The organism is Bordetella petrii (assembly GCF_000067205.1).
Classification (GTDB): Bacteria; Pseudomonadota; Gammaproteobacteria; order Burkholderiales; family Burkholderiaceae_B; genus Bordetella_A; species Bordetella_A petrii.
In genome coordinates this window covers 2,348,740-2,363,718 of the sequence record NC_010170.1, presented here as the reverse complement: position 1 = coordinate 2,363,718, position 14,979 = coordinate 2,348,740, and the positions used below count along the sequence as shown (strand labels likewise).

At 66.6% G+C, this 14,979-nt stretch carries 14 protein-coding genes; 4 read left to right on the top strand and 10 right to left on the bottom strand.

The window, feature by feature from the left end; genetic code table 11:
* Positions 1–39: 39 nt before the first annotated feature.
* Positions 40–738, bottom strand: a complete 699-nt coding sequence (locus tag BPET_RS11540) for a pirin family protein (RefSeq protein WP_012249189.1) — start codon at positions 736–738, stop codon at positions 40–42.
* Positions 739–914: 176 nt separating this feature from the next.
* On the opposite strand from BPET_RS11540, the gene BPET_RS11535 reads away from it, so the two are divergent.
* Positions 915–1,826 (top strand): LysR substrate-binding domain-containing protein, encoded by a 912-nt coding sequence (locus tag BPET_RS11535; RefSeq protein WP_012249188.1) that lies wholly within the window; start codon positions 915–917, stop codon positions 1,824–1,826.
* Between the two features lie 44 nt (positions 1,827–1,870).
* Here BPET_RS11535 and ntrC read toward each other — a convergent pair whose 3' ends face one another.
* From ntrC to BPET_RS11505, 6 genes are all read right to left on the bottom strand, one after another.
* The gene (ntrC, locus tag BPET_RS11530) at positions 1,871–3,382 is read right to left on the bottom strand and encodes a nitrogen regulation protein NR(I) (protein WP_012249187.1); all 1,512 of its coding nucleotides are present in this window, start codon (positions 3,380–3,382) and stop codon (positions 1,871–1,873) included.
* Complete coding sequence (gene glnL / locus BPET_RS11525) at positions 3,379–4,443, bottom strand: nitrogen regulation protein NR(II) (RefSeq protein ID WP_041862865.1); 1,065 nt, start codon at positions 4,441–4,443, stop codon at positions 3,379–3,381. Before glnL ends, ntrC begins: the two co-directional genes overlap by 4 nt.
* 149 nt (positions 4,444–4,592) lie before the next feature.
* Positions 4,593–6,005 (bottom strand): type I glutamate--ammonia ligase, encoded by a 1,413-nt coding sequence (gene glnA, locus BPET_RS11520; protein ID WP_012249185.1) that lies wholly within the window; start codon positions 6,003–6,005, stop codon positions 4,593–4,595.
* Between the two features lie 355 nt (positions 6,006–6,360).
* Positions 6,361–7,578, bottom strand: a complete 1,218-nt coding sequence (gene hemW / locus BPET_RS11515) for a radical SAM family heme chaperone HemW (protein WP_012249184.1) — start codon at positions 7,576–7,578, stop codon at positions 6,361–6,363.
* A gap of 27 nt (positions 7,579–7,605) precedes the next feature.
* On the bottom strand, positions 7,606–8,235 hold the full coding sequence (gene rdgB / locus BPET_RS11510) for an RdgB/HAM1 family non-canonical purine NTP pyrophosphatase (RefSeq protein ID WP_012249183.1): 630 nt from the start codon (positions 8,233–8,235) through the stop codon (positions 7,606–7,608).
* Between the two features lie 53 nt (positions 8,236–8,288).
* On the bottom strand, positions 8,289–9,239 hold the full coding sequence (locus tag BPET_RS11505; protein ID WP_012249182.1) for a LysR family transcriptional regulator: 951 nt from the start codon (positions 9,237–9,239) through the stop codon (positions 8,289–8,291).
* Between the two features lie 119 nt (positions 9,240–9,358).
* Between BPET_RS11505 and BPET_RS11500 the strand changes: the two genes are divergently transcribed.
* Together BPET_RS11500 and BPET_RS11495 are read left to right on the top strand one after the other, a co-directional pair.
* Positions 9,359–10,519: an acyl-CoA dehydrogenase family protein gene (locus BPET_RS11500; protein WP_012249181.1), complete on the top strand. Its 1,161-nt coding sequence runs from the start codon at positions 9,359–9,361 to the stop codon at positions 10,517–10,519.
* A 5-nt stretch (positions 10,520–10,524) separates the two neighbouring features.
* Entirely contained in the window at positions 10,525–11,895 is a 1,371-nt protein-coding gene (locus tag BPET_RS11495) for an MmgE/PrpD family protein (protein WP_012249180.1), read from the top strand.
* Between the two features lie 66 nt (positions 11,896–11,961).
* On the opposite strand, the gene rph is transcribed toward BPET_RS11495, so the two are convergent.
* Positions 11,962–12,726 (bottom strand): ribonuclease PH, encoded by a 765-nt coding sequence (rph, locus tag BPET_RS11490; RefSeq protein WP_050978228.1) that lies wholly within the window; start codon positions 12,724–12,726, stop codon positions 11,962–11,964.
* A gap of 130 nt (positions 12,727–12,856) precedes the next feature.
* Between rph and BPET_RS11485 the strand changes: the two genes are divergently transcribed.
* Complete coding sequence (locus BPET_RS11485; protein WP_012249178.1) at positions 12,857–13,795, top strand: YicC/YloC family endoribonuclease; 939 nt, start codon at positions 12,857–12,859, stop codon at positions 13,793–13,795.
* A gap of 76 nt (positions 13,796–13,871) precedes the next feature.
* On the opposite strand, the gene BPET_RS11480 is transcribed toward BPET_RS11485, so the two are convergent.
* Together BPET_RS11480 and BPET_RS11475 are read right to left on the bottom strand one after the other, a co-directional pair.
* Positions 13,872–14,282 carry a hemerythrin domain-containing protein gene (locus BPET_RS11480; protein WP_012249177.1) on the bottom strand — a complete coding sequence of 137 codons (411 nt, stop codon included), beginning with the start codon at positions 14,280–14,282 and terminating at the stop codon, positions 13,872–13,874.
* 23 nt (positions 14,283–14,305) lie between these two features.
* A complete protein-coding gene (locus BPET_RS11475; RefSeq protein ID WP_012249176.1) occupies positions 14,306–14,830 on the bottom strand; it encodes a hemerythrin domain-containing protein in 525 nt (174 codons plus the stop codon).
* Positions 14,831–14,979 lie beyond the last annotated feature (149 nt).

Genomic DNA, 14,979 nt, shown 5'->3' with positions numbered 1-14,979 from the left:
GTCAGGCTGCCTGCATGCTGCATGCTGCCAAGATACCGCTCAAGGCAGGTCGAAGACCAGCACGTCGGCCTGTTCGCCGCCGCTGATGCGCACGGCGGTCTCGTCAGTCAGCGCCACGGCGTCGCCGGCCGACAGGGCCTGGCCGTTCACCGTGACCTTGCCGCGCGCCACATGCACCCAGGCGCGGCGGCCGGCGGCCAACGGTAAATCAGCCTGCTCGGCGCCGTCGAACAGCCCCACATACAGCCGCGCGTCCTGGTGAATGCGCATCGAACCGTCGGCGCCATCGGGCGACACCACCTGGCGCAGGCGCCCGCGCTTGTCGGCTTCGGGCACGCGCTGCTCTTCGTATTCGGGTTCGATGCCGGTCACGTCCGGCTCGATCCAGATCTGCAGCAGATGGGTCTGCGCGTCGTCCAGCGGGTTGAACTCGGAATGCAGCACGCCGCGCCCGGCGCTCATGCGTTGCACGTCGCCCGGCCGGATCGTCGAGCCGCTGCCCATGCTGTCTTTGTGGGCCACGGCGCCCTCGAGCACATAGGTGATGATTTCCATGTCGCGATGGCCATGGGTGCCGAAGCCGCGGCTGGGGGCGATGCGGTCGTCGTTGATCACGCGCAGCGGGCCGAAGCCCATGTGATCCGGGTCGTAGTAGTTGGCGAAGGAGAAGGTGTGGTAGCTATCCAGCCAGCCATGGTTGGCGTGGCCACGTTCGTTGCTACGGCGCAGGGTCAGCATGATGAGCTCCTTTCAAATTTCATGAATTTGCAGTGGCGGCGCGCTGCGCACTTTCACTGCGGATGAAAAGCATTGTGCGCCCTGTTGCAGGCCTTGAGGCTGAAGCGCTTTGATGAGATTATTCAGTTTATTTGAACGATCGGTATTTGAACGATCGGCATTTGAATGGTCTCGATATGCAAGCCATCACACCCGAACTGCTATTCATGGTTGATGCCATCGCGCGCCACGGCAGCTTCGCGCAGGCCGCGCGCGAGCTGGGCAAAGTGCCGTCGGCCGTCACCTATGCCGTGCGCAAGCTCGAAGACGCGCTGGACGTGCTGCTGTTCGACCGCAGCGGCCATCGCGCCCAGTTGACCCCGGCCGGCGAAACCCTGCTGCACGACGGACGCCAGGTACTGCAGTCGCTGGATGCCCTGGCTAGCCGGGTCAGGCGCGTAGCCACCGGCTGGGAACTGGAATTGCGCGTGGCCGTCAATGCCGTGCTGCCCCTGTCGCCGCTGTACGACGTGATGCGGGAATTCCGCGAACTGGCATCAGTGACGACGCTGCGCCTGTCCACCGAAGTGCTCAGCGGCAACTGGGATGCGCTGGCAACCGGGCGTGCCGACCTGGTAATCGGCGCCGATGCCAATGGCGCCGCGCCGGGCGCGTACCGGTCCCAACCCATGGGCGAAGTGCAGTTCGGTTTCTGCGTGGCGCCGCGGCACCCGCTGGCGGCATTGGGCCGGCCGCTGGGGGCGGACGACATCTCGGCCTATTGCGCCGTAGTAGTGGCCGATACCTCGCGCCATCTGCCGCCGCTGACGCGCGGCCTGCTGAGCAAGCAACCCCTGATCGTGATGCCGACCATGCAGGCCAAGATCGATGCCCAGGTGCGCGGCCTGGGTTGCGGATACCTGCCGCTGACACTGGCCGCGCCATACATCGTGCGCGGCGAACTGGTGCAATGCGCCATCGCCGATGGCGTGCCCATGACCGAGCAGCTGGTCTACGCCTGGCGCGAGCAGGCGCCCGGCGCGGCGCTGAAATGGTGGCTGCAGAAGCTGCGCTCGCCGCGCCTGTGCGAAAGCCTGCTGGGGTTCTGAAACCAGGCGCCCGACTCTATCGGGCACCTGGCAGCTGGCCACTTTTACTCTTCGATACCCAGTTCGCGCAGCTTGCGGGTGATGGTGTTGCGGCCTATGCCCAGGCGCGATGCGGCTTCGACGCGGCGGCCACGGCTGGCGTCCAGCGCGCTTTGCAGCAGAATGCGTTCGAACTGGCGCGTCAGCGTGGCCATGACAGCCGGTTCGCCACGCTCCAGACGCTGCTGGGCTTCGCGCAACAACGCGGCCTGCCAGTCGGCGGGGCCCGTATCGGTGCGGCCGGACGTCATGCCGGCCGTCGCGGGCGCGGCGGGCGTCGGAAAACCGCCTCGCACCGCGGTCATGCCGCTGGCCGCGGCCTGCGGTTGCAATTCCATGGCGCGAATTTCGGGCGGCAGGTCAGCGCGTTCGATGGTCTGGCCAGGCGCCATGACGGTCAGCCAATGGCAGAAGTTCTCCAGCTGCCGCACGTTGCCCGGAAAATCGAAGCGCGTCAGCACCGCCACGGCGTCGGGCGTCAACCGCTTGACCGGCACGCCCAGCGAACGCGCGCTGGCGGCCAGGAAATGATTGGCCAGCGCGGGGATGTCTTCGACCCGCTCGCGTAGCGGCGGCAGCCGCAGGCGGATCACGTTAAGCCTGTGGAACAGGTCTTCGCGGAACAACCCCTGTTCGACACGCTGCTCCAAAGGCTGGTGGGTGGCCGCCACGATGCGCACGTCGACCCGCACCGGCTGGGCGCCGCCCACGCGATAGAAGCTGCCTTCGGCCAGCACCCGCAACAAGCGGGTTTGCAGTTCGATCGGCATGTCGCCGATTTCGTCCAGGAACAGCGTGCCGCCGTGGGCTTCTTCGAAGCGGCCCCGGCGCAGCGTATTGGCGCCCGTGAAGGCGCCGCGCTCATGGCCGAACAGCTCGGCCTCGAGCAGGTCGCGCGGGATGGCCGCCGCGTTCAGCGCCACGAACGGGCCGCCGGCACGCGCGCCGTGGCCGTGCAAGGCGCGCGCCACGAGTTCTTTGCCGGTGCCGGATTCGCCGGTGATGAGCACCGTCACCTTGGACTGCGCCAGGCGGCCGATGGCGCGAAAGACCTCCTGCATGGCGGTGGAAGACGACTGGGTCATCATCCACCGCTCGTTGCCTTGCCCGGTCTCGCCGCCCTGGCTTTCGCCGGCGCGCTCATCGGCGGGCGCCGTTTCGTGCACGGCGCGCTCAATGAGCGAAATGGCCTCGTTCACGTCGAACGGCTTGGCCAGGTAATCGAACGCCCCGCCCTGGAAAGCCGACACCGTGCTGTCGAGGTCGGCGAAGGCGGTCATGACGATGACCGGCAGGTGCGGATGGCGCTCTTTGATCTGGCGCAGCAAGTCCAGGCCGTTGCCGCCGGGCATGCGGATATCGGACACCAGCGCCGCGGGTGTTTCGACATCCAGCGCCGCCAGCACGTCCGCGGCCTGCGCAAAGCTGCGCGTGGGGATGCCGGCTCGCGCCAGGGCTTTTTCCAGGACCCAGCGTATGGCCTGGTCATCGTCGACAATCCAAACGGGTTTGCTCACAGCGGCTGCTCCATCGGCAAGACCAGACGGAATTCAGTGTGCCTGGGGCGGGATTCGAATTCGATAATGCCTCCGTGCTGCTGCACGAAATCCTGGGCCAGGCTCAAGCCCAGGCCGGTGCCGCCCGGCCGCGCCGTGACCAGGGGGTGGAAAATGCGGTCGCGGATCGAGTCCGGCACGCCGGGCCCGTTGTCGATAATGGCCAGCACCAGCGCCAGCCGGTGCTGCCGGTGCGCCAGCATGACTTGCCGCGCCACCCGCGTGCGCAGGATGATCTGCGCGGGCGGCACGTCGCCCCCCTGGGGTTGCAGCGACAGTTCCTGTGCGGCGTTGCGCGTCACGTTCAGGACGGCCTGGATCAACCGGGCGGCGTCGCCCTGCAGATCCGGCACCGATGCGTCATAGTCGCGCACCAGCGTGACCTTGTCGCGGAATTCAGCCTGGATCAGCGCGCACACGCGCTCACAGACTTCGTGAATATTCACGGCCCGCGCGTTCAGCGGCACGCGCTGGGGGCCGCTGAGGCGATCAACCAGCACCTGCAGGCGATCGGCCTCGGAAATAATGACCTGGGTGTACTCGGCCAGCGCCGCGCTGGGCAGCTCGGCTTCGAGCAACTGCGCGGCTCCGCGCAGGCCGCCCAGGGGGTTCTTGACTTCATGCGCCAGGTTGCGCAGCAATTCGCGGTGCGCCTCGATTTCCTCCACCAACCGGTGGTTGCGATCGGCCAGCACGCGTTGTTCGATTTCGCGCGCCTCGATCAGCACCGGCCAGGCCTGGCCAGCCAGCGAGACGGTGGTGGCGGACACCTCGACCGATTCGCCGGCGCGCCGCACGGACGACAACTGACGCACATCGGCAAACTGGCCAGCCACGGCGCGATCGATAGACGACTGCAGGGCCTCGGGGTGGCCGAACAGCGTGGCGGCCGACAGGCCACGCAACTGCTTGCGGGACCGGCCAAACAGGTCTTCGGCCGCGGCATTGGCATGTTCGACATGCCCCCGCTCATTCAGCAGCAGGACAGCAGTAGCCAGGAGATCAAACGCATCGACATTCATCATTGTGGCACCAGGGCAAAATGGGCCGACACAGCCAGGTGTCTGACTCCCGGCTGGGTGTCAGACACCGAAGTGGGCCATATCTTCTGCACGCAGCGGTGTCGGGCGCCTTCGGAGCCCGACACCTTATTACGCCCAGGCCAGAGACATCACAGGCTGTAGTACATGTCGAACTCGACCGGATGCGTGGTCATGCGCAGGCGCTGGACCTCGCCTTCCTTCAGGGCCAGGTAGGCATCGATCATGTCGTTGCTGAACACGCCGCCGCGGGTCAGGAACTCGCGGTCCTGATCCAGGGCTTCGAGCGCCTGATCGAGCGACGCGCACACGGTCGGGATCTTCGCGTCTTCTTCCGGCGGCAGGTCGTACAGGTTCTTGTCGGCCGGATCGCCCGGGTGGATCTTGTTCTGCACGCCGTCCAGGCCGGCCATCATCAGGGCCGAGAAAGCCAGGTACGGGTTGGCCAGGGGATCCGGGAAGCGCGTTTCGACGCGGCGAGCCTTGGGGTTGCCCACGTACGGGATGCGGATCGAGGCCGAACGGTTGCGGGCCGAATAGGCCAGCTTGACCGGGGCTTCGAAGTGCGGCACCAGGCGCTTGTACGAGTTGGTGCCCGGGTTGGTAATGGCGTTGAGCGCGCGGGCGTGCTTGATGATGCCGCCGATGTAGTACATGGCGAACTCGGACAGCCCGGCGTAGCCGTTGCCGGCGAACAGGTTCTGGCCGTCTTTCCAGATGGACTGGTGCACGTGCATGCCGGAGCCGTTGTCGCCGACGACGGGCTTGGGCATGAAGGTGGCGGTCTTGCCGTAGGCGTGCGCCACGTTGTGCACGACGTACTTCAGGATCTGGGTCCAGTCGGCGCGCTTGACCAGCGTGCTGAACTTGGTGCCGATTTCCAGCTGGCCGGGGCCGGCCACTTCGTGGTGGTGCACTTCAACCGGCACACCCATCTGCTCGAGCAGCAGGCACATTTCGGAACGCAGGTCCTGGAACGAATCGACCGGCGGCACGGGGAAGTAGCCACCCTTGACGGCCGGGCGGTGGCCCATGTTGCCGCCTTCGAATTCGGTGCCGGTGGACCACGAGGCTTCTTCGGACTTGATCTTCACGAAGGTGCCCGACATGTCGGTGTTCCAGGTGACGCCGTCGAACACGAAGAATTCGGGTTCGGGACCGAAGTAGGCGGTGTCGCCCAGGCCCGACGACTTCAGGTAGGCTTCGGCGCGCTTGGCCAGCGAGCGCGGATCGCGGTCGTAGCCCTTCAGGTCGGAAGGTTCGACCACGTCGCAGCTGAGGATCAGGGTGGGTTCTTCGCGGAAAGGATCCAGGTTGGCGGTGTCCAGATCGGGGATGAGCAGCATGTCGGAAGCCTCGATGCCCTTCCAGCCCGGAATGGACGAACCGTCGAACGCCTGGCCGCTTTCCAGCTTGTCTTCATCGACGGCCGAGGTGGGAACGGACACGTGGTGCTCGCGGCCCACCGTGTCGGTGAAGCGGAAGTCCACGAACTTCACTTCGTTGTCGGCGATCTGCTTCAGGATGTCTTTCGGGCTTGCCATGTCATCTCCATGTGATAAAAGCGCCGGGGGCTGAGCCCAGGTCCGGCTGGCATGAAAAGAGGAAAGCAATATGCGTGCCAAGACCCAACCCGGGGCATGCCCGCCCATAACCATCCATGGAGGGGCATCTTGGCACCATAATAGTGCAAACTGTGGGGCATGCGGGCACCAATATGGTGCTTTTGGGGGGCAAGCTGTGTGACTCTGTCCCCGTTCGTGTTCTGTGGCGCGGTTCGCGGATTACGGCGGTGTCTGACACCCTGCGGGAGTCAGACACCTTGAAGGCCTGCCTGTGGACGCCTTCCTGTGTAGGCCTGTCTGTCGCCACGCCTGCGATTTTTTCTGGCCAGCCCGTTTACAGGAACATTTCCTGCAGGTCGTTCAGGAACCGCCAGCCCAGCGGGGTGGCGCGCAGCCGGGTCGGGTCGGGATCGAGCAGGCCCCGCTTGGTGGCGGCTTGCAGGGGTTGGGCGATGGCCGCCAGCGACAGCCCCGTGCGTTCCTGGAATGACGAGGCCGCCACGCCGTCTTTCAGGCGCAGGGCATTCAGCATGAATTCAAACGGCAGCTCGTCCGGGCCGACCGTGCGGGCCTCGGCGATGTGGCTGCCGTCGCGGGCGATGGCCGCAGCCATCCAGCTATCGGGGTTGCGCAGGCGCGCCTCGCGCACGATGCGGTCGTGGAACGACAGCTTGCCATGCGCGCCCGGCCCCAGGCCAAGATAGTCGCCGAATTCCCAGTAATTGAGGTTATGCCGGCAGCGGGCGCCCGGCCGGGCGTAGGCCGAAACCTCGTAGCGCAGCAGGCCGGCGGCCTGTAGCGCGGCCTCGACGGCGTCTTGCATGGCGGCGCTGGCATCGTCATCGGGCAGCTCGGGCGGGTACTTGGCGAAGACGGTATTCGGTTCCAGCGTCAGGTGGTACAGCGACAGGTGCTCGGTGCCGAACGACAGCGCCTGCCGCACGTCGTCCAGGCAGGCGGTCATGTCCTGCCCGGGCAAGGCAAACATCAGGTCCAGGTTGACCCGGTCCACGGCACGCTGCGCCATCTCGATGGCGGCGCGGGCCTGGCTGGCATCGTGGATGCGCCCCAGCTTCTTCAACTGGGCGTCGTCAAAGCTCTGGATGCCCAGCGACAGGCGGTTCACTCCGCTGGCCGCGTAATCGCGGAAGCGCCCCGCTTCGGCCGTGCCGGGGTTGGCTTCCATGGTGATTTCGGCGTCGGGCAGCACGTTCAGACAGGCGCGCAGCATGGCCAGCAGTTCATCCAGGCCCGCGGCCGACAGCAGGCTGGGCGTACCGCCGCCCAGGAATACCGACACTACCTGCCGGCCCCATACCGACGGCAGGGCCTGTTCCAGGTCGGCGCGCAAGGCGTCGAGATAGGCGCGCTCGGGCAGCTCGGCCGGCGCCGCGTGCGAATTGAAGTCGCAATACGGGCACTTGCGCACGCACCAAGGCACGTGTACGTATACCGACAGCGGCGGCAGGCTGGTCAGGCTGGCCCCGGCGGGCGTCACGACACGTGCGCGGGCGCCGGAGCCGGCCTGGTGGATGGGAATGGTGATGGCCACGATTTCGAAACAACGGCGGCGCGCGGCTCAGCGCGGCGCGAGCTTGTCCAGTAATTGCGCCAGCGCGCGGGCACGATGGCTGACACGGTTTTTCTCGGCCGGGTCGAGCTCGGCGGCGGTGCGGCCCAGCTCGGGCAGCAGGAAATGCGGATCGTAGCCGAAGCCGTTGCCGCCGCGCGGCGTCTCGACGATTTCGCCGTGCCACAGGCCTTCGCCGATGAGCGGCCGCGGGTCGTCATGGGCGCGCACCAGCACCAGCAGCGCCACGTACCAGGCGCGCCGATCGGCCACGCCGGCCAGCTTGCTGACCAGTAAGGCATTGTTGGCGGCGTCGCTGCGCACGGCGGCAGGATCGGCCAGCTGCGCATAGCGGGCCGAATACACGCCGGGGGCGCCCGCCAGCGCCGCCACGCACAGGCCGGAATCGTCGGCCAGGGCCGGCAGGCCGGTCAGGCGGCTGGCATGGCGCGCCTTGGCCAGCGCGTTCTCGACGAACGTGACGTGCGGCTCTTCGGCCTCGGGCACGCCCAGCTCGCCCTGGGGAACCAGTTCGATGCCCAGGGGGGCGAACAGAGCGGAAAACTCGCGCAGCTTGCCCGGGTTGTTCGAGGCCAGCACGACCCGGGACAGGGAAATTTCGGTATTCGACGACGTCATGCCGCCATTGTAGTCGGGGGCCATGCGGGGCGGGCCTGGCGGATTGCCGGCGCTCAGCCGGCCGCCGGCGGCGCGCGCTTGCCTTCGCCCTCCCCCTCGCGCTCATGCTCGGGCACATCGGCCACCAACATGTCGACCAGTTCGCGCGCAAAGGCGGGCAGCGCGTCGCGATCGCGCACGCAGATCTGCAGCTCGCGCAGCGCCCAGTCGTCGGTCAGCGGCACGATGGCGATATTAAGAGCGCGCGCGAAACGCAGCGCAACCGATTCGGGAATCACGCCAATGCCCACGCCGGTTTCGATCATGCGGCACACGGCCTCGAAGTTGCCCACCTCGATACGGAACTTGAAGGTGCGCCCCAGCGCCGCGGCCGCCTGCACCAGGAACGGGTGAATGGCGCTCCATTCGGACAGGCCGACGTAATCGTTGCCCAGCGTGTCGGCGAAGGCCACGGCGGGCTCGCGGGCCAGCGGATGGCTGGCCGCGGCCACCATCACCAGCCGGTCTTTGCGGTAGGGAATGAACTGCAGGCCCTGGTCGGCCGTACAGCCGGCCACGATGCCCAGGTCGGCCGAACCTTCGGCCACCGCCCGCACGATCAGGTAGCTGAGCCGTTCGCGCAGCTCGACGTTGACGTCGGGGTGGGCGGCCAGGAAGCGTCCCAGCACCGCCGGCATGAATTCGGTCATGGCGGTCGTGTTGGCCAGCACCCGCACGTGGCCTTTGACCCCGCGGGCAAATTCCTGCATGTCGCCGCGCAGTTGCTCGACCTGGCGCATGACGGTGCGGGCATGGCGCGTCAGGGCTTCGCCCGACGGCGTGAGCGTGACCCCCTGGCTGGTGCGGTACAACAGCTGGGTGCCGAAGTGCTCTTCCAGGTTCTTGATGCGCGTGCTGGCCGCCGGCAGCGACAAATGGGTTTTCTCGGCACCGCGGGTCAGGCTGTGCCAGTCGCCGATGTGCACGATCAGTTGCAGGTCGGTCAGATCGAAGTGCCCCGCCATGAATTCCTCTGTTCTTCGGCAATTGCTAACTCGGTATTAAGCAATCATAAATTGGCAAGCCAGCCCGGGTTGCGGCAAAGTGCCGGGATTATCTGTAAGCCTCATCATAGAACCCCGCCATGCCCGACACCAATCACGCCTTCCAGGACATCCGCGAAGCCGTCCGCGACCTGTGCGCCCAGTTTTCCGGCGAGTACTTCCGCAAAATCGACGAAGAACGCGGCTACCCCGAAGAATTCGTGAACGCCCTGACCGAAGCCGGCTGGCTGGCCGCGCTCATTCCTCAAGAATACGGCGGCTCGGGCCTGGGCCTGACCGAAGCCTCGGTCATCATGGAAGAAATCAACCGCAGCGGCGGCAACTCGGGCGCCTGCCATGGCCAGATGTACAACATGGGCACCCTGCTTCGCCATGGCTCCGAAGCGCAAAAGCGCGAGTACCTGCCCCGCATCGCCAACGGCGAACTGCGCCTGCAGTCCATGGGAGTCACCGAGCCCACCACCGGCACCGACACCACCAAGATCAAGACCACCGCCGTGCGGCGCGGCGACCGCTACGTCATCAACGGCCAGAAGGTCTGGATCTCGCGCGTCCAGCACTCCGACCTGATGATCCTGCTGGCGCGCACCACGCCGCTGGACCAAGTCACGCGCAAGTCCGAAGGCATGTCGATCTTCCTGGTCGACCTGCACCACGCGGTCAAGCATGGCATGCAGATCCGCCCCATCCCCAACATGGTCAACCACGAGACCAACGAGCTGTTCTTCGACAACCTCGAAATTCCCGCTGAAAACCTCATCGGCGAAGAAGGCAAGGGCTTCAAGTACATTCTCGACGGCCTGAATGCCGAGCGCACCCTGATTGCCGCCGAATGCATCGGCGACGGCTACTGGTTCGTGGACAAGGTGGCCGCCTACGCCAAGGAACGCATCGTGTTCGGCCGCCCCATCGGCCAGAACCAGGGCGTGCAGTTCCCCATCGCGCGGGCGCACATCAACGTCGAGGCCGCCAGTCTCATGCGCTACGAAGCCTGCCGCCTGTTCGATGCGCACCAGCCCTGCGGCGCCCAGGCCAACATGGCCAAGCTGCTGGCGGCCGACGCATCCTGGGAAGCGGCCAACGCCTGCCTGCAGTTCCATGGGGGCTTCGGCTTCGCCACCGAATACGACGTAGAGCGCAAGTTCCGCGAAACGCGCCTGTACCAGGTGGCGCCGATTTCCACCAACCTCATTCTTTCCTACGTGGCCGAGCACGTGCTGGGCCTGCCCCGTTCGTTCTGATTCCCATGACCGCCAACCACCCCCACCCCAGCGCCGCGCTGGCCGAGTTTGCCGCCAACCTGCGCTTCGAAGACATTCCCGCGCCGGTGCTGCGCCGTGCCGAAGACCTGCTGCTCGACTGCCTGGCCTCTATCCTGGCGGGCGCTAACGCACGCGCGGTGCAGGCCATCGAACGCTACGCGGCCGCCATGGGTCCGGCCAGCGGCCCCGCCCAGGTGCTGATCACGCGCCGCCAGACCACGCCGCTGTTCGCGGCCATGGTCAATGCCGCGGCCGCCCACGTGGTCGAGCAAGACGACGTACACAACGGGTCGGTGTTCCACCCGGCCGCGGTGGTGTTCCCGCCCGCGCTGGCAGTGGCCCAGGCGCTGGGCCGGTCAGGCAAAGACCTGCTGGTGGCGGCGGTGGCCGGCTACGAAGTGGGCATTCGCGTCGGCGAATACCTGGGACGCTCGCACTACAAGATCTTCCACACCACCGGCACGGTAGGCACCCTGGCCGCGGCGGTCACCGTGGGCCGGCTGCTGAACCTGAACGCCGAACAGATGCTGCACGCCCTGGGATCGGCGGGCACGCAGGCGGCGGGGCTGTGGGAATTCCTGCGCGACGCGGCCGACTCCAAGCAACTGCACACCGCCAAGGCGGCCGCCGACGGCCTGACCGCGGCATACCTGGCGCAAGAAGGCTTCACCGGCGCGCGCCGCATCCTGGAAGGCGCTCAGGGCATGGCGGCCGGCATGTCCACCGACGCCGACCCGGCCCGCCTGCTCGACCGCCTGGGCCAACGCTGGGCGCTGGCCGAAACCTCGTTCAAATATCACGCCTCGTGCCGCCATACGCATCCGGCCGCCGACGCCCTGCAGCAGGCCATGCGCGAATACAAGCTGCGCGACAGCGACCTGGCCGAAGTGGTGGCCCATGTGCACCAGGGCGCCATCGACGTGCTGGGTCCCGTGGTCGACCCCAAGACCGTCCACCAGTCCAAGTTCTCAATGGGCACGGTGCTGGCGCTCATTGCGCGCAGCGGCCGGGCCGGCCTGGCCGAATTCGACGCCGCGCTGGGCGACCAGGATGTCGCCGGCCTGCGCGGCAAGTTCCGCATGGAGCTCGACCCGGAAGTCGACAGCGCCTACCCCGAGCGCTGGATCGGCAAGGTTACCGTGCGCACCACCGACGGCCGCGTGCTGCACGCGCGTGTCGACGAGCCCAAAGGCGATCCGGGCAACACGCTCAGCCGCCCCGAAATCGAAGAAAAAGCGCTACAGCTGGGCGTTTACGCACAAGCCGCCACCGAAGCCGAAATACGCGGCCTGATCGACGCCATCTGGAACCTGGAAAACCTGGCCCACGTTGGCGCGCTGCTGCCCGCCAAATAAGCGGCCAGGCAGATCAACGGCCCGGCGGGCGCCGGGCCTGGTGGCCATGCCCGGCGCGGCAAACCGTTATGCCAGCGCCTCGCGCTGCGCCCGCACCAATTGCGCGATGCCCTGCTCGGCCAGGCCCAGCATGGCATCGAGTTCGCTGCGCGCGAAGGTGGCGCCTTCGCCCGTGCCTTGCACTTCCACGAACGCGCCCGCACCCGTCATGACCACGTTCACGTCCGCATCGCAGGCGGAGTCTTCCTGGTAGTCCAGGTCAAGCACCGGGCGGCCGGCCACCATGCCCACCGAGACGGCGGCCACCGCGTCGCGGATCGGGTTGGCCGCCAGGTCGCCGCGCTGCATCAGCAGCGCCACCGCATCGGCGGCCGCCACCCAGGCGCCCGTGATGCTGGCGCAGCGGGTGCCGCCGTCAGCCTGCAGCACATCGCAGTCCAGGTGCAGCGTGCGCTCGCCCAGGGCCTTCATGTCGAACACCGCGCGCAGGCTGCGGCCAATCAGGCGCTGGATTTCCTGCGTGCGGCCGCTTTGCTTGCCGCGCGCGGCCTCGCGGTCGCCGCGCGTGTGGGTGGCGCGCGGCAGCATGCCGTATTCGGCGGTCACCCAGCCCTCGCCCCGCCCTTTCAGGAACGGCGGCACCTTGTCGAGCACGCTGGCGGTGCATAGCACGTGCGTGTTGCCGGCGCGCACCAGCACCGAGCCCTCGGCATAGCGGGTGTAGCCGCGCTGCAGGCTGAAGGGGCGCAATTGATCGACAGCGCGGCCGGACGGGCGCGCCACGGCAGAAGCGGTGGAAGAAGACACGGGACTGGCTCCGGACAAGGACATTGCGCTGCATTGTACGTGGGGCCGCGCCAGGGGGCGGCGCCTGAAGTATCTTGAGGTATCCTGCTGCAAAAGGTGCAAAGGGCCGCCTGGCGGCCCGCCTTATTTCCGGATTTTCTTCAGGACACCCCCCATGATTCGCAGCATGACGGCCTTCGGCAACGCCCGCGCCGACCTCGAACAAGGCTCTCTGGCGTTGGAACTGCGCAGCGTGAATAGCCGCTACCTGGACCTGTACTTTCGCCTGCCCGACGAATTGCGCCACGCCGAGACACCGCTGCGCGAGCTGCTTACCGCCAGCCTGAGCCGCGGCAAAGTCGAAGTGCGGGCCTCTTACACGCGCAATGCCGGCACCGAGCTGGCCCGGCTCGACCCCGCCTGGCTGCAGCATCTGGCCGAGCAACTGCAGGCCGCGCGCAGCGTGCTGCCCGAAGTGGCGCCGCCCCGCCTGGCCGAACTGTTCAACTGGCCCGGACAGCGCGGCAACGACGCGCTCGATCCGCAGGTCTGGGGCGCCGCCTGCCTGCAGGCCGCCAAAGAAGCCCTGGCCCAGTTGCAAGAAGGCCGCGAACGCGAGGGCCAGCGCCTGGCCGCCACCATGCTGGAATGCGCCGACGGGGTGGCGCGCATTGTCGAATCCGTCGAAACCCACCTGCCCCAGTTACTTGCCGATCATCGCGAAAAACTGGCGACCAAGCTGCGCGAGTCGGTCGAGGCGGCATTCCCCGGCGGCTTCACCCATATCTCGGGTCCGGAACTTTCCGAGCGGCTGGCCCAAGAGGCCAACCTGTTCGCGCTGCGCATCGACGTGGCCGAAGAACTGGCCCGGCTGCGCTCGCACCTGGAAGAACTGCGGCATCTGCTGGGCGGCGGCAGCAAAGGCAAGACCAAGTCCGACAGCAAGCGTGGCGGCGGCAGCGCCGGCAAGCGGCTGGACTTCCTGTTCCAGGAAATGAACCGCGAAGCCAACACGCTGGGATCGAAAGCCGGCAGCATGGACGTCACCCGCGCCGCCATGGACCTGAAACTGCTGATCGAGCAGATGCGCGAGCAGGCGCAGAATATAGAGTGATGCTTCAGGCAGGTTCGACGGCCGAACGCAACGTTTCGGCCGTCCTGATGCTGGCCTGAGCCCACGCACAGCGTCGCTACAACGCCTCGACCTGCGGGTACAGGTCGCTGTCTTCGCGCAGCATGCGTTCGCGCACTCTCCTGAGCACGATGTTGGCGTCGGCCTTGAAACCGGCTTCGTCTTGCGCAAGTGCCTGGGCATTGCTCCAGCGGTGCGCGAACGCGGCATAGGCTTGAGCGATATAACCCATTTCGTCTTGGAAGCTGCGCCCTTTATCGGCCAGCGCCGTGTCGGGATTGCGTGCCAACACGGGATACAGCATGCGGTCTTCGATGGCCAGGTGCAGCTTGATGGTGGAGCTCATGGCGACGATGCGGCGCGCGATGGCGGCCGCGTTGCGCGCCACTCCCGCATGAGACAGTCGCCGCAACGCGGCAATGCCTTCCAGAATGTCCAGGTGCTGCTGTTTGAATTTGTCGATGTTCATGGTGGCGGTTTCCGCTGGCGGGTTCAGGCGGGCCGGCCGGCCAGCGCGTTGGGAAACAGCACAGTGTTCTCGAGGCGGATGTGATCGACCAGGTCTTGCTGGAAGGCGCGCAGTTGCGCGTACAGCTCGCGCCAGGTGTTGCAGGCGTCTTGCGGCAGTTCTAACCGGGAGGTCAGCTTGTCCAGTTGCGCCAGGTCCTGGGCGTGCTGGTCGTGTTCCATGCGCATCATGGTGATGGGGCCGCCAGTCATGGCGCCGCTGCCCTGCGCGATCAGCGGAAACAGCACCTGCTCTTCTTTGCGCATGTGGCTGTCCAGCTCTTGCAGCATGCTGTGCAGATGCTCGGCCAGGCCATGGGGGCAACTGGCATGGCTGGCATGCACCTGCTCGACCTTGATCGCCAGGCGGATCGCCTCGGGCAATTGCTGCCGGTGGCGTTCGTGGTAGCGCTGCAGGATGTGGTCGATCAGCTGTGACAGGGGCGCCTCGTGCCAGTCTGCAGGCGCAGTGGGGGTGGCCGCTTGGGTAGGTGCTGCGTGCGGGCTCATGAAAAGTCTCCGTGAAAAGTATGCACCTGTACTAAAGCGAACCGCATGCCAGAAAATTATTCTTTTAAATCAAGGCCGTGCTCGTAGCCATGGTTATATTCACCCCAACATTCAGGGTAGATATAACCAGATACGGGTAAAATCCACCC

Bases quoted from the DNA above. Each gene is read 5' to 3' on its own strand.
- BPET_RS11540 (WP_012249189.1), bottom strand. From the start codon at position 738: ATGCTGACCCTGCGCCGTAGCAACGAACGTGGCCACGCCAACCATGGC.
- BPET_RS11535 (WP_012249188.1), top strand. From the start codon at position 915: ATGCAAGCCATCACACCCGAACTGCTATTCATGGTTGATGCCATCGCG.
- BPET_RS11505 (WP_012249182.1), bottom strand. From the start codon at position 9,239: ATGGCGGGGCACTTCGATCTGACCGACCTGCAACTGATCGTGCACATC.
- glnA (WP_012249185.1), bottom strand. From the start codon at position 6,005: ATGGCAAGCCCGAAAGACATCCTGAAGCAGATCGCCGACAACGAAGTG.
- BPET_RS11500 (WP_012249181.1), top strand. From the start codon at position 9,359: ATGCCCGACACCAATCACGCCTTCCAGGACATCCGCGAAGCCGTCCGC.
- rdgB (WP_012249183.1), bottom strand. From the start codon at position 8,235: ATGACGTCGTCGAATACCGAAATTTCCCTGTCCCGGGTCGTGCTGGCC.
- glnL (WP_041862865.1), bottom strand. From the start codon at position 4,443: ATGAATGTCGATGCGTTTGATCTCCTGGCTACTGCTGTCCTGCTGCTG.
- BPET_RS11480 (WP_012249177.1), bottom strand. From the start codon at position 14,282: ATGAACATCGACAAATTCAAACAGCAGCACCTGGACATTCTGGAAGGC.
- BPET_RS11495 (WP_012249180.1), top strand. From the start codon at position 10,525: ATGACCGCCAACCACCCCCACCCCAGCGCCGCGCTGGCCGAGTTTGCC.
- rph (WP_050978228.1), bottom strand. From the start codon at position 12,726: ATGTCCTTGTCCGGAGCCAGTCCCGTGTCTTCTTCCACCGCTTCTGCC.
- BPET_RS11475 (WP_012249176.1), bottom strand. From the start codon at position 14,830: ATGAGCCCGCACGCAGCACCTACCCAAGCGGCCACCCCCACTGCGCCT.
- BPET_RS11485 (WP_012249178.1), top strand. From the start codon at position 12,857: ATGATTCGCAGCATGACGGCCTTCGGCAACGCCCGCGCCGACCTCGAA.